This window comes from Actinoplanes palleronii, from assembly GCF_016862315.1.
Lineage (GTDB): Bacteria > Actinomycetota > Actinomycetes > Mycobacteriales > Micromonosporaceae > Actinoplanes > Actinoplanes palleronii.
The window spans coordinates 18220-31807 of record NZ_BOMS01000041.1 but is presented as its reverse complement, the minus strand read 5'-3'; the positions used below and the strand labels follow the sequence as shown (position 1 = coordinate 31807).

The 13588-nt window shown below is 70.9% G+C and carries 14 protein-coding genes; 3 read left to right on the top strand and 11 right to left on the bottom strand.

Annotation, left to right across the window (positions count from 1 at the left end):
- Nucleotides 1-139: 139 nt before the first annotated feature.
- The 8 genes from Apa02nite_RS14405 to Apa02nite_RS14375 form a co-directional block, all read right to left on the bottom strand.
- Complete coding sequence (locus tag Apa02nite_RS14405; protein WP_203825429.1) at nucleotides 140-463, bottom strand: hypothetical protein; 324 nt, start codon at nucleotides 461-463, stop codon at nucleotides 140-142.
- Between the two features lie 1093 nt (nucleotides 464-1556).
- Complete coding sequence (locus Apa02nite_RS14400; protein WP_203825428.1) at nucleotides 1557-3011, bottom strand: NADH-quinone oxidoreductase subunit N; 1455 nt, start codon at nucleotides 3009-3011, stop codon at nucleotides 1557-1559.
- A complete protein-coding gene (locus Apa02nite_RS51900) occupies nucleotides 3008-3133 on the bottom strand; it encodes a hypothetical protein (protein ID WP_275412463.1) in 126 nt (41 codons plus the stop codon). The genes Apa02nite_RS14400 and Apa02nite_RS51900 overlap by 4 nt, the downstream gene beginning before the upstream one ends.
- Nucleotides 3130-4692, bottom strand: coding sequence for a complex I subunit 4 family protein (locus tag Apa02nite_RS14395; protein ID WP_203825427.1), 1563 nt, complete (start codon nucleotides 4690-4692; stop codon nucleotides 3130-3132). The genes Apa02nite_RS51900 and Apa02nite_RS14395 overlap by 4 nt, the downstream gene beginning before the upstream one ends.
- Nucleotides 4692-6560, bottom strand: a complete 1869-nt coding sequence (locus tag Apa02nite_RS14390; RefSeq protein WP_203825458.1) for an NADH-quinone oxidoreductase subunit 5 family protein — start codon at nucleotides 6558-6560, stop codon at nucleotides 4692-4694. Before Apa02nite_RS14390 ends, Apa02nite_RS14395 begins: the two co-directional genes overlap by 1 nt.
- 41 nt (nucleotides 6561-6601) lie before the next feature.
- A complete protein-coding gene (nuoK, locus tag Apa02nite_RS14385; RefSeq protein ID WP_067696015.1) occupies nucleotides 6602-6964 on the bottom strand; it encodes an NADH-quinone oxidoreductase subunit NuoK in 363 nt (120 codons plus the stop codon).
- Nucleotides 6964-7572, bottom strand: a complete 609-nt coding sequence (locus Apa02nite_RS14380; protein WP_203825426.1) for an NADH-quinone oxidoreductase subunit J family protein — start codon at nucleotides 7570-7572, stop codon at nucleotides 6964-6966. Before Apa02nite_RS14380 ends, nuoK begins: the two co-directional genes overlap by 1 nt.
- Complete coding sequence (locus Apa02nite_RS14375; protein ID WP_373872938.1) at nucleotides 7569-8096, bottom strand: 4Fe-4S binding protein; 528 nt, start codon at nucleotides 8094-8096, stop codon at nucleotides 7569-7571. Before Apa02nite_RS14375 ends, Apa02nite_RS14380 begins: the two co-directional genes overlap by 4 nt.
- 189 nt (nucleotides 8097-8285) lie before the next feature.
- Here Apa02nite_RS14375 and Apa02nite_RS14370 point away from each other — a divergent pair, with 189 nt between their 5' ends.
- The gene (locus Apa02nite_RS14370) at nucleotides 8286-8840 is read left to right on the top strand and encodes a Uma2 family endonuclease (protein WP_239164315.1); all 555 of its coding nucleotides are present in this window, start codon (nucleotides 8286-8288) and stop codon (nucleotides 8838-8840) included.
- Between the two features lie 10 nt (nucleotides 8841-8850).
- Here Apa02nite_RS14370 and Apa02nite_RS14365 read toward each other — a convergent pair whose 3' ends face one another.
- Nucleotides 8851-9810 (bottom strand): complex I subunit 1/NuoH family protein, encoded by a 960-nt coding sequence (locus tag Apa02nite_RS14365; protein ID WP_067696003.1) that lies wholly within the window; start codon nucleotides 9808-9810, stop codon nucleotides 8851-8853.
- Nucleotides 9810-10481: an NADH-quinone oxidoreductase subunit C gene (locus Apa02nite_RS14360; RefSeq protein WP_203825424.1), complete on the bottom strand. Its 672-nt coding sequence runs from the start codon at nucleotides 10479-10481 to the stop codon at nucleotides 9810-9812. The genes Apa02nite_RS14365 and Apa02nite_RS14360 overlap by 1 nt, the downstream gene beginning before the upstream one ends.
- A gap of 64 nt (nucleotides 10482-10545) precedes the next feature.
- Between Apa02nite_RS14360 and Apa02nite_RS14355 the strand changes: the two genes are divergently transcribed.
- Together Apa02nite_RS14355 and Apa02nite_RS14350 are read left to right on the top strand one after the other, a co-directional pair.
- Nucleotides 10546-11091, top strand: a complete 546-nt coding sequence (locus Apa02nite_RS14355) for a SigE family RNA polymerase sigma factor (protein WP_373872937.1) — start codon at nucleotides 10546-10548, stop codon at nucleotides 11089-11091.
- Nucleotides 11088-12062 carry a hypothetical protein gene (locus Apa02nite_RS14350; RefSeq protein ID WP_203825423.1) on the top strand — a complete coding sequence of 325 codons (975 nt, stop codon included), beginning with the start codon at nucleotides 11088-11090 and terminating at the stop codon, nucleotides 12060-12062. Before Apa02nite_RS14355 ends, Apa02nite_RS14350 begins: the two co-directional genes overlap by 4 nt.
- Nucleotides 12063-12068: 6 nt before the next feature.
- Here the strand turns inward: Apa02nite_RS14350 and Apa02nite_RS14345 are convergent, their stop codons facing one another.
- Nucleotides 12069-13370, bottom strand: a complete 1302-nt coding sequence (locus tag Apa02nite_RS14345) for a DUF2252 domain-containing protein (RefSeq protein ID WP_203825422.1) — start codon at nucleotides 13368-13370, stop codon at nucleotides 12069-12071.
- Nucleotides 13371-13588 lie beyond the last annotated feature (218 nt).

The following is a 13588-nucleotide window of genomic DNA, read 5'->3' as shown; positions in this document are numbered from 1 at the left end:
AAAACGGACTTGAGGGCCAGCCGCTGCCTGGTGGACGCCGTCGCCTTCTGCGGGCTGCGGCTGGCGCAGCGCAGCGTTACCCGCCGCCCGCCCCGTCTGGCCCCACCAACGAGCGAATCCGCTGCCGGACATGGCGGATTTAGCCCTTCTTATCCGGCTCTGCCGCGGAAGCGTCGGTGCTGGGGGCAAAGGTAGCGGGGGCGTCGCCGGACCAGTCGACGCTCATGGCTCGGTTCACGTCGCCGCGGCGGTTGGCCTGGCGGGTGCGCAGCCACTCCGCGCAGATGTGCCGGACCGCATACCAGCGGACGCCGACCAGTCGCTGATCACTGACATCGATTACCGGGATCATGATGACGCCGTCGCGGCCCGGTGCCGGGATGTAGCGCAGTTCCTCCGGCAGGTCCGCGTCCACCGACACCAGGTCGTTGTCGAACGGCCAGGACTTGCCGGCCTGGGTCATCCGGATGACGACGGGACGGCCGCAGTGGCGGCACGGTTGGGCCCGGCTGCTCATGAAGGTTCCATCCCGTCAGATCTTGGGTGGGCCACGCTACCGGAGACAGGGCCGGGCCGAGGCTGGGCAGGCCGAATACGGATCAGGCCCGAGAGCCGGCCAGGAAGAAACGCAAAGCCTCCCAGAGAAGAAACGCGAAACCAGCCGGTCAAGAGACAATGCCGCTCAGCCTATTTTGATCTCGGTGGGGCTCTGCGGTCTTGGGGTGGTTCCCGATGTGTTCGGGTGCAGGTGGGTAGGGGTCTTGTTGCGGGCCGGGATGTCCAGTCGCTCGGTGCTGTTGTAACGGTCAGCGTGGGTGATCGATGCCGGTGGGGCGGTGGGGGTCCGCGTTCGGCGCTGAATGGGCGGTGGGGGTCCGCGCTCGGCGTCGGCGGGGCGGCCGGGGTTCGCGTTCGGCGCTGAAGGGGCGGCGGGGGTCCGCGCTCGGCGTCGGCGGGGCGGCCGGGGTTCGCGTTCGGCGCTGAAGGGGCGGTGGCGGTCCGCGCTCGGCGTCGGTGGGGCGGCAGCCGTCCGCGGTCGGTCGGGTTCGGGGCGATGGCGGTCCGCGCTCGGGTTGTGCGTGCGGCTATCGCCCCCAGGTGGGCGGCGAACGCACGCGATCTGGCATTGCGGACTCTCACCGCCCTGCCCAGCAGTGACAGACACATCCGAGCGAGCATGTGCACCATCGCCGGCCACAGGGCGACCAGCCGGTGATCATCGTGCTCGACGCTCCCCGGGCAGACACCGTGTTCACCCCCGGCCGGGATCGGTTGCACCCCGGCCGCGAGCGCACGGCCGGGTACTCGCCGGCAGCCGGTCACCCGCGCCACCGCCCGGACCGGGATGCCCTCGCGGGCCAGAAGGTTCCGGCCGCCAGCGCCCATCAAGATCCACTTAAGCTGAGTGGTATTGGGTCAAGAGACGCATGACGGGTCAGGGCGCGAAACGCGGAGCGAGAAAAGGAAGAAACTCGGCATGGGACAAGGCCGGAGCGCGGGCGCGAGGCAGGGCGAGACCCGGGACAAGGCGCGGCGCGGGACACGGCACGACCCGGTCAGGTCAGAGCGTTGAAGAGGAGTTGGGGGGCGAAGCCCACCAGCACCGCGACCACCGCTGAGATCGCCAGCGCCGCCGCCACCGGGCGGGTGACCGGCAGGCGGGGGTGCAGGGCCGCGTCCATCAGGACCGGGTCGGCGACGGTCAGGCCGATGCGGGCGGGCAGGGTGTAGAGCGAGGTGGCCACCCGTACGTAGTACGCCAGGGCGATGACCGCGTTCAGGACCACCACGCCGGCCAGCCACGCCCAGCCGTGCTGTACCAGCGTGTTGACCACGGACAGCTTGGCGAACAGGCCGGCCAGGCCGGGTGGCAGGCCCGCCAGACCGGCCAGGGACAGCACCAGCGCGGCGCCCAGCCACGGGCTGCGGCGACCGGCGCCGCGGAAATCCAGGAGGGTGCCGCCGTCGGCTTCCGGCGGGCGGAGCGCGACGACCACGCCGAACGCGATGAATTCCAAAACCACAAAGAAGATCGCGTACGCCAGGGCGGCCGGGATGCCGGCCGCACCGATCGCGAGCGCGGCCAAAATGTAGCCGGCCTGTGCGATCGACGACCACGCGAGCAGCCGGACCATCCGGGTCTGGCGCAGGGCGACCAGGTTCCCGATGGTCATGGTGAGGACCGCGAGGACGGCGAGTACGGCCCGGGCGTCCAGGTGGGCGACCACCGCGGCCAGCGCCAGGACGCCACCGAGCTTGGACGCCGTGGAGAGGTAGGCGGCGATCGGTACGGGGGCGCCGTCGTAGGTGGCCGGAGCCCAGGCGTGCAGCGGGACCGCGGCGACCTTGAAGGCCAGGCCGATCACCAGCAGGGCGACGCCGACACCGGCCAGGGGGCGGAACGGGCCGGTCGCGGGAGTGAGCAGGGCCAGGTGCAGGGCGCCGGTGGCGACGTAGTTCAGGGCCGCGCCGAGCAGGGTCACCGCCGTGGAGATCACGCTGATCAGGAAGAACGTCAGCGAGGCGGAGGCGCCGGTGGTGGTGGGGCGCTGGTCGTGGGCGAAGCGGCGCAGGCCGACCAGCACGTAGAGCGGCAGCGTGAGGGTCTCCAGGCCGACGATCAGGGTGATCAGGTCGCCGGCGTAGGCGACGACCACGCCGCCGGTCATCGAGCAGGCCAGCAGGAAGCAGAACTCGCCGGCCGGTGCGGCACCGAGGCGCAGGGCCGGCGCGGAGAAGGCGAGGACACCCACGGTCAGAGCCGCGAAGAGCACCGTGGTGACCGCGGCCGGCCAGGTCGCGACCCAGGAGCAGGCTCCGGTGGTGCAGAACGTTCCCGCCGAAGGGCCGACGACCAGGGCGAGCACCGCGGTGGCCAGGCCGCCGAGCGCGGTGACGGCGAGAACCGCGGCGCGCTTGGCGACGAACAGGTCGGTCAGGAAGGCGAGGATCGCGGTGCCGGCCGCCGCATAGAGCGGCAACAACGCAAAATGATCAACCGACTGGCTCACCGCAAAACCCCCAGACGACCGAAAACGAACAGCGGAATCCGCACCAGGCCGCCGACAAACGGCAAGATCAGCGCCAGGCCGATGCCGAACAACAGGACCCGCAGACGACCGGAAGCGGTCACGGCTGGACCCCCAACAAGGTGGCCAGCGGCAACGCCGTGTCCACCAGCACCAGCGCCGGGAGCACCCCGACCAGCAGCGTCAACAGGACCAGCGGCGTCCAGGCGAACCACTCCACCCCGGCGATCGTCGTGCGCAGCGAGTGCACCGACGGCGTGGTCGGCCCCTGCGTCAGCCGGCGCAGCAGTCGCAGGAAGTAGGCCGCGGTCAGCGCCCCGCCCAGCGCAGCGACCGCCGCGAGCGTCAGCCACAGCGGGCCGCCCCGCTGCACCGCGCCCACCACGGCGAACGCCTCGCCCCAGAAGCCGGCCAGCCCGGGCAGGCCCAGCGAGGCGATCGCGGCGAACCCGAACAGCCCGGCCAGCCGTGGCGCGGTCTCCCGCAGGCCGCTGAGCTGGTCGAGCGAGCCGGTACCGGCGCGGTCCTTGATCGTGCCGGCCAGGAAGAACAGCAGGCCGGTGATCAGCCCGTGTGCGACGTTGCCGAGCAGCGCGGCCTGCAGGCCGGTGACGGTCAGCGTCGCGATGCCGAGCAGCACGAAGCCCATGTGGCCGACGCTGGAGTAGGCGATCAGGCGTTTCAGCTCGCGTTGGCGCAGACAGATCAGCGAGCCGGCCAGGATGGCGATCACGGCGAGGACGCCGAGGGCGGGTGCGGCCCACGCGGCGCCCTCCGGCGCGACACCGACGCCGACCCGGATCAGGCCGTAGGTGCCCATCTTCAGCAGGACGCCGGCCAGGATCACCGAGCCGACCGTCGGCGCCTCGGTGTGCGCGTCGGGCAGCCAGGTGTGCAGCGGCCAGAGCGGGGCCTTGATCGCGAACGCGACGGCGAGCAGGGCGAACACCACGCACTGGGTGGTCCGGGTGAGCCCGGAGGCGCCGGTCAGCACGATCAGGTTGCCGGTGCCCGCCTTGGTCACCACCAGGACCACGCCGAGCAGCAGCAGGACCGAGCCGGCCAGCGTGTAGAGCACGAACTTGCGGGCCGCCGCGCGCCGCTCCGGGCCGCCCCAACCGGCGATCACCGCATACATCGGCAGCAGGACCACTTCGAAGAACACGAAGAAGAGCAGCAGGTCCAGCGAGAGGAAGGTGCCGAGAACACCGACTTCCAAGATCAAGAGCAAGACCGCGAGGGTACGACCGGAGCCGCCGTGCGGCACCTTGCGCACCGTATAGGCGCAACACAGCAGCGTCAGCAGCCCGGTCAGGACGACCAGCGGATAGGACACCCCGTCCACCCCGAGGTGGAAGCGCAGCCCGAGCGCCGGGACCCAGGGCAGGTCGAGGTTCACCCAGGGCAGCAGCGGCGGAACCGGCGGTCCGTCGCCGTACGCGAACCAGCCGAAGTCGGTGGTGCTCGGTCGCACCAGCGGCACCAGGAGCGTGAGCCCGAATGTGATCGCCGCGAAGACGGTCGCGACGATCCGGCCCTGGCGATCCCGGCCGGCCGGGAGCAGCGCCACCACGGCGGCGCCCAGCGCGGGCACCAGCAGCATGGCCAGCAGCACCATCGACCCGGCGGACCAGGTCGAGTCGACAACGTAATCGCGGTACATCAGGTGCCCACTCCCAACCACGCGACTACGCCGAGCACGAGCGCGCCCAGGAACACCAGCACCGCGGCGCCGGACAACGCCACCCGGTGCGCCTCGGCGAACATGCCGCCGAGTTCCCGGGTCGCCGTGCCGGTGCTCTCGACCGCGGCGTCCACCACCTGCTCGTCGGCGACGGTGACCAGCCGGGCCAGTGCCTTCGCCGGCCGTACGATCACCATGCCTTGAACGGTGTCCAGGTGGAACCCGGAAGCGAACAGTGGCCTGGCCCGGCCCAGCGCCTCGACCGGGTCCACGCCGGGCGCGGCCCACCAGAGCCACCACGCGGTGCCGGCCCCGGTCGCCAGCAGCAGCATCGGCAGCAGGATCGCGACGCCCAGGTGCGGGTCGTCCATCTCCAGGGCGTGCCGGAAGCCGGGCGCGAACGCGGCGAGCCCGAGCAGCGCGGCCGGGACCGTGAGGATCAGGATCGGCCAGCGCATCAGGCCGGGCGGGTCGTGCGGTACGGCCGTGGTGCGGTACCGGGCGTCGTCGAAGCCGATCTCCCAGCGCGGCCCGTCCGGACCGTGCTCGCGGGACGGCCCGAAGAACGCGCGGAGCAGCAGCCGGGTCGCGTACCAGGCGGTGACACCGACCGCGAGCAGCGCGGACAGCCAGACCAGCCAGGCGGCCCAGACCGGCACCGGCTCGCCGCCGTCGGTGGCGTGCGCCGCCGCGGTCAGCACGTTCTCCTTCGACCAGAACCCGGCCAGCGGTGGCAGCCCGGCCAGCGCGCCCAGCCCGATCACGAACGACCAGAACGTGACAGGCATGTGCTCCCGCAGCCCGCCCATCCGGGACAGGTAGTTGGTGCCCACCGCGTGGATCACGGCGCCCGCCGCGAGGAACAGCAGCGCCTTGAACGCGGCGTGGGTGAGCAGGTGAAACAGCGCGGCGGCGGGCGAGCCGACGGCCAGCGCGCCGGTCATGTAGCCGATCTGGGAGACCGTGGACCAGGCCAGCACGCGCTTCAGGTCGTCCTGGGCCGTCGCGGACAGCGCGCCGAGCAGGATGGTGATCGAGGCCATCACCGCCAGAGTCGCCAGCGCGGCGGGCGACTGCTGGAACAGCGGGTAGGTGCGGACCACCACGTACACGCCGGCCGCGACCATCGTGGCGGCGTGGATCAGCGCGGAGACCGGCGTGGGGCCGGCCATCGCGTCGGGCAGCCAGGTGTGCAGCGGGAACTGCGCGCTCTTGCCGGCCACCCCGGCCAGGAGCAGCAGCAACGCGGCGGTCAGGGTGCCGCTGGAGTAGTCGTGGGCCAGCACGTCGGCGAGCCGGGACGTGCCGGCGTCCGCGATCAGCAGCGCGATGCCGAGCAGGAAGCCGACGTCACCCACCCGGGTGACCAGGAACGCCTTCATCGCGGCGGCCGGCGCCTCGGGCAGCCGGCGGTCGTGCCCGATCAGCAGGTAGGAGCAGGCGCCCATCACCTCCCAGCCGATCAGCAGCCCGATCAGGTCACCGGACGTCACCACCAGCAGCATCGCGCCGGTGAACAGGCTGACCTGCGCGGCGTACGGCGCGTAACGCGGATCGTCGTGCAGGTAGGTGACCGAGTAGACCTGCACGCACAGCGCCACCACACAGACGGCGAGCGCGACGTAGAGCGCGGCCGCACCGGCCGAGAAACCGACGGTCACCTCGATGCCGCCGAGCGACAACCAGTGGGCGTTCGCGGTCAGCGGCGCACCCCGGCTGGTCGAGACGGCGAGCAGCACGATCGTGTCGAGCAGCGCGAGAGCCGCGCCGGCGATGCCGAACAGGGCCGCGGTCCGTCGCGGTCCGCCGTCACCCGGCGGGAGGACGAGACCGACAAGACCCACCATCAGGGGTACGCCCGGAAGCAGCGCCCCGAGCCAACCCGCGATCACTCGGTCACCTGTTCCTCGGCGAGCGGCACCTCGTCGATCGCGACGGCCTTCCGCATCCGGTAGTACTGCAGCACGATCGCCAGCCCGACACCGACCTCGGCGGCGGCCAGCACGATCACGAAGAGCGCGAACACACCGCCCGAGCCGGCCTGCGAGTTCGGCGCGGCCCACGCCTCGCCGGGCACCCCGCGCAGCGCGGACTGCAACGAGACGTCCGCGGTGACCAGGATCAGGTTGACCGCGTTGAGCATCAGCTCGACGGCCATCAGCACCAGGATCGCGTTGCGGCGGCGCAGCACACCGTAGACACCCAGCCCGAACAGGGCGGCGGCGACGACGTACGGAATCGTCACATGCATCAGGCCGGGACCTCCGCGTCCTTCTCCTCGTCCTGGGGGGCCTCCGGCTCCTCGGGCCCCTCGGGGTCCTCCGGCTCGTCCGGCTCCGGCTCCTCGACCGGCGGGGCCGGGCGGGCGCCGATGTCTGGGCGGGACAGCACGATCGCGCCGACCAGCGCGGAGAGCAGCAGGATCGAGAGCACCTCGAAGGGCAGCACCCAGGTCCCGAAGATCTGCTCGCCGAGGCGTTCGGCGGTGCCCGGGTCCCGCTGCGGGTACTCGATCCAGTGGAACGCGTCGACGAAGAGCGCGGCCAGGCCCAGGCCGATCCCGGCGCCGATCAGCGCGGACGGGCCGATCGGGCGGTCCAGGTCGGTGGACGGGCCGACCGGTGCGCGGGTCAGCATCACCGCGAACAGCAGCAGCACGACCACGGCGCCGACATAGACCAGCACCTGCACCCAGGCGACCAGCTCGGCGCCGAGGACCAGGTAGAGCCCGGCGATGGCGCCCAGGCTGACCACCAGGTAGAGACCGGAACGGACCAGGTGGGTGCTGGTCACCACGAGAGCGCCGGACCCGACGGCGAGGGCACCCAGGGCGATCATCAGGATGTCGGCGACGGTCACGGTTCCGGCTCCGGACGGGGCTCAGGTCGTACCGTGGAAGGTCTTGCGGTCTTGGCGGCAGTGGCCGCGCCCGGACCAGCGGCCTTGCGTGCCGCGGTCGCCTCTTCCTTGGACGGCTCGCCGAGCACGTCGTGGGCCGGCGGCGGCGGAACGGTCCGCATCCAGTCGCCCAGCCGGTCCTTGTCGTGCAGCAGGTTGAGGACGTCGGTCTCGGCGTATTCGAACTCCGGCGTCCAGTGCAGCGCGTCGAACGGGCAGACCTCGATGCAGATCCCGCAGTACATGCAGAGGGAGAAGTCGATGTCGAACTTGTCCAGCACGTTGCGCTGGCGGGCGCGCGCGGCGCCGGGAACGACGACCTCCTCCTTGTGCGAGTCGATGTAGATGCACCAGTCCGGGCACTCCCGGGCGCAGAGCATGCAGACCGTGCAGTTCTCCTCGGACAGCGCGATCACACCGCGGCTGCGTGGCGGGAGGTCCGGTTCGACGTCCGGGTACTGCTGCGTGGTGGTCTTCCTGGTCATCGTCTTGAGCGTGACGGCAAGGCCATTGATCAGACCCTTGCCAGGAACCGGGCGGTCGCCGTCATCAGTCACAAGGGCATATCCTGCCCGCTTCGGACGGGTGACGCGACCTCGACCCCGTCCGATCTTCCGGTAGGCTTGGTGGACGGGTGGAGCGTGCCCGCTGTGGAGGCCTGAATGTTCGCCCACATGAGCGACACCCAGCCGGAGAACGGCTGGACGGTCGACGACCTCGACGCTCTTCCCGACGACGGCACGCGGCGCGAGCTGATCGATGGAGTGCTTCACGTGACCCCCTCACCCGCGCCGACCCACCAGGTCCTCGCCGCCCGATTGATGGTGGCACTGGAGGAAAGCTGCCCGGCGCATCTGCACGTCACTCAGTCCAACGACGTCATCCTCTCGATGCAGCGACTCTTCGTTCCGGACGTGCTCGTCACGACTGATGAGGCAGCCGAGCGAGACGGGAAGTTCATCGCGAAGGAAGTCGTGCTCGCCGTGGAGATCGTGTCGCCCGGCTCGCAGAGCATGGACCGGGTGTTGAAGCCCGCGCTGTATGCGAAGGCCGGGATCCCGTTCTATTGGCTGATCGAACGAAGCGGCGGTCTGACGGTGCACGCTCACCAGTTGGCACCCGGCGAAGACGTCTACCAGCCCGTGGGGATCTTCACGGAGACCATCAAGCTGAACGCGCCTTGGGACATCGAGATCCCGATCGCTCGCCTGCGGCCTCGGCACCTCTGATCCCACCTTCTCAGAGCAGCGACTTCACCGCGACCGTGAGGACCAGCTGGGCCAGGGCCAGCGGGACCAGGATCAGCCAGCAGAGGCGTTGCAGCTGGTCCTCGCGCATCCGGGGGAACGTCACCCGGAACCAGATGATCACGAAGGACAGCGCGCCGACCTTCAGCAGCGTCCACAGCCAGCCCAGGTGCTCGGCGTCCGGGCCGTGCCAGCCGCCCAGGAACAGCACCGTGGTCAGACCGGCGATCACGATGATCCCGACGTACTCGGCGAGCAGGAAGAACGCGAACCGCAGGCCGGTGTACTCGGTCATGTAGCCGAAGACCAGCTCGGAGTCGGCGATCGGCATGTCGAACGGCGGCCGGCGGATCTCGGCCAGCCCGGCGATGAAGAAGACCAGACCGGCCGGGGCCTGCCAGATCAGCCACCACGGGCGCCACGCCTCGACGATCCCGGGCAGGCTCAGCGTGCCGGCCGCCATCGCGACGCTCGCCGCGGCCAGCACCAGCGGCAGTTCGTACCCGAGCAGCTGGGCGGCGCCGCGCAGGCCACCGAGCAGGCTGTACTTGTTGGCCGAGGCCCAGGCGGACATCAGCACCGCCACCACGCCGATCCCGAGCACCGCCAGCACCAGGAACAGGCCGATGTCCAGGTTCTGCGCCACCAGGCCGTTCGGGCCGAGCGGAATCGTCAGGATGACGACCAGGTAGGGGAACAGGGCGACGATCGGGGCCAACCGGAAGACGGTCCGGTCCGAGCCGTCCGGATGGATGTCCTCCTTCTGTACGAACTTGACGCCATCCGCGATGAGCTGGGCCCAGCCGTGGAAGCCACCGGCGTACATCGGCCCGACCCGGCCCTGCATGTGCGCCATGACCTTGTGCTCGGCCTGGCCGACCACCAACGGGAGGACCAGGAAGCCGACCATCACGGCGGCCACCCGGATCAGCAGATCCAGCCAGAGCGGCATCAGGGGGTGCCCCCGTCCGTCTTCCGGGCCGGTCGCGCCGGGCGGGCCGGTGCCTCCGGCGGGGGGACCTTGCCCTTCATCGGACCCCACTCGTTCGGGTCGGGTACGCCGGGCGGGCGCATCGGGGCGCGTTTGGCCGTACCGGCCTCGGACTCCCCCGGCTCCTTGGCGCCCGGCCACGGTTTCGCCACCCGGGCGGCCAGGATGAACTCCTTGCGCAGCGGGTGCCCCTCGAACTCCGGCGGCAGCAGCAGCGGGCGCAGATCGGGGTGCCGGGCGAAGACGATGCCGAACATCTCGTACGTCTCCCGCTCGTGCCAGGCCGCGCCGGGATAGATGTCCACCAGCGACTCCACCTCGGCGTCGACCCGTGGCACCCGGGCACGCAGCAGCACACCGTGCCGGCGCCGGGTCGACCACAGGTGGGCGATCACGTCGAACCCGTCGTCGCCCTCGTCGACGGCCGACAACCAGTCGAAGAAGTCGCAGCCCAGCGCGCCCGGATCGTGCGCGATCGTGGCGGCGTGCCACCAGCGGGCGACCGGCACGTCGACCACCGCCCGGGCGTGACCGGGGCCACCACCGGACACACCCGCGGCGACCGCTCCCTGCGCCGGATCGTCCGTCTCCAGCAGGTGGATCAGCCGCTCTCCGACCTCTTCGGGCGTCATGCCCGTCATCCTATGATCCGGCGAACGTCTGCAACCTCCCGGCGGGCACGCGCGTGTAGTCGTCGTGACAGCCAGCGTCGAACACCGATCGGAGACGTCGAGCGCCGTGCACCGTGACCCGCCGACGTTCGACGAGGTCTATGCCGCCCACTTCGCCGACCTCACCGTGCAGTTGTTCGCGTACTTCGGCGATCGGCAGGAGGCCCAGGACGTCGTACAGGAGGCGTTCTGCCGGGCTCTCGCCCGCTGGCGCAAGGTCTCCCGGTACGACGATCCGGTGGGTTGGATCCGCCGGGTCGCCTGGAACCTGGCGGTCAGCCGCTGGCGCCGGGCTCGGACCGCCATCGGTTTCCTGCGCCGGCAACCGACCGTCGAGCCGTGGGCCGACGGCCCCGAGCCGGACCGGGTGGCGCTGATCGCCGCGCTGGCCGGATTGCCGGGCAACCAGCGCCGCGCCCTGGTCCTGCACTACCTGGCCGACATGCCGGTCACCGAGGTCGCCCACCGGTGCGGTGTCGCCGAGGGGACCGTGAAGTCCTGGCTGCACCGCGGCCGGGCGGCGATGGCCACCCAGCTCAACCTGACCGAACCCCTCGGAGGCGAGCGATGACCGACCAACTCGAGCGACTCTTCGCCGACCTGCGCTCCGAGACGATGCCGCGGATCGTCCCGCCGGGCGTGGAAGCGGCCCGCGGCACGGTACGGCGCCGGCGCCACCGGCGGACCGCAGTGGTGACCGCCGGGCTGGCCGTTCTGGTGGCGGCCGGCCTCGGGTTCGGTGTCCCGGCACACCTGACCACGAGCGCGCCCACGCCCGCGACGCTGACCAACGACGAGCGGGACGCGCTGGCCGCCCAGGCAGCCGAACGGGTCGGCCTGACCCCGGACGAGACGCTGCTCGGCCACTCCTTCGGCCAGGCCTTCCACGTGACACACCAGCTCGTCACCGGCGACTACCTGGTCAAGATGGTCTGCGTCGGCGCGCAGGGCCACGCGGACGTGCGGGTGGCCGGGAGCGTCGCCACCCTGACCTGTTCCGCGACGCCGGCCGTCGTCTCCGTTCCGCTGAGCGTCGCCGAGCCGGATCTCGTGGGCCGCACGGACGTCCTCGTGGACGTCCGCCCGGACGCGGTGGCGGAGGGGCGCACCGCGGTGGCCTACCTGATCGAGATGGGCCCCGGCTCACAGGATCGGTTGCGGACCGCCGCCACCGACGCGATCGGAACTGCGGGCACTGCCGGCGAGGTGTCCACCCTGTCGGACTTCATCGCCAGCAGCGGGGGCTCCGGTCTCACCGACGCGACGATGGGTCCCGGGAATTACCGGCTCATCGCGGCCTGCGTCGGAGCCGGATACCTCACGATCGCTGTCGGCCGGGAGGAGCCCGGCAACCCCGGCTTCATCACCGAGCCGGTCCAGACGCTCGGCATGAGCTGCTCCGACGGCCCCCTCGGCACCGCCACCCCCGAGACCGTCGACTTCACCATGCCGAAGGGCACCAAGGCGACGATCGTCGACACGAACACCAACCTGGAGGCTCGGGGGCAGGCCGGGGTGGCGGTACGCGTCGTCCGCCGCTGACCCGCCCTACAGGCCGGGGATGCGGCCGTTGCGGAACACGTCGACGAAGTCCTGGTGGTCCTCGCGGGCCTGGTCGCCGTACTTGTGCGCGAACTCGACCAGATGCCGTACGAAACCGGCCTCGTCCTTGTCGACCACCGCGACGATCGCCTCCTCGGTCGAGAAGTCGACCAGGTCGTGGCTCGACTCGTCGTCGGCGACCGAGTGCATCCGGGCCACCGCCCGGCCCAGGTCGGCGACCACCCCGACCAGTTCGTCCGGCTCGTTGACGTCCGACCAGTCCAGATCCGCGGCGTACGGCGACACCTCGGCGACCAGCTGCCCGACCCCGTTGAGCTCGGTGAACCCGAGCCACGGGTCGGCGTGCGCCTGCAGTGCCCGCTGCGACTCGGCGGTCCGGTGACCCTGGTGCTGGAAGTACGACCGGACCCGCTCGTCGTCGACCCACCGCGCCACGGCCGGCACCTGAGCCTGCTTCATGTAGATGACGACGTCGTTCTCCAGCGCCTCGGTGTGCCCCTCGAGCAGCAGGTTGTACGACGGCAGCCCGGCCGACCCGATCCCGACACCCTTGCGCAGCTTGATGTCCTTGATGTGCGTGGCGATCGGCCGACCGGCTTCCGGCAGCGTGCCCAGGTACCGCTGGAACGCGTCGGTGACCTGCGCGGCCACGTCCTCGTCGACCTCGTAGACCCCGTCGCCGAGCGAGAACCGGCGCTCGTAGTCGTCGACCGTGGTCTGCGCGTCGAGCAGGTCGACCCGGGTGTTGAGCCGGGCCTCCTGCAGCACCCGGCGCAGCGTCCCGGTCGCGTTCTCCAGGGTGATCGAGCCGATCGCGTCGTCGCCGCCGTGCGCGATCGCCCGCAGCTCGGTCAGATATGCCGCCGCGAACGCGGTGACCAGGGCGGTGATGTCCTCGTCGGAGAGCGCCTTGGAATACCCGATCAGGGCGACGCTCGCGGAGAACCGCTTCAGATCCCAGGAGAACGGCCCGACATACGCCTCGTCGAAGTCGTTGACGTTGAAGACCAGCCGGCCGGACGAGTTCATGTAGGTGCCGAAGTTCTCGGCGTGCAGGTCACCGTGGATCCACACCCGGCTGGTCCGCTCGTCGAGATAACTGTCGTCGCGGTAGTCGCCGACCTGATCGGCGTAGAACAGCGACGCGCTGCCCCGGTAGAACGCGAACGGCGACGCCGCCATCTTCCGGAACTTGCGGCGGAACGCCGCCGGGTCGATCGCCATCAGCTCGCCGAACTCACGGGCCAGCACGTCAACGATGAAGTCAGCACGAGACGCTTCGCTCATGCCGATCACGCTAGCCCGGCCGAGCCACCCCGAACCCCATCTCGTGCCCACCCAGCGTGGGGAGTTTGGGTGCGGACCGCACCACAACTTCACACGCAAGGGGGTGACAGACCCAGCGTGGGGAGTTTGGGTGCGGACCGCACCACAACTTCACACGCAAGGGGGTGACGCACCCAGCGTGGGGAGTTTGGGTGCGGAGCGCACCACAACTTCACACG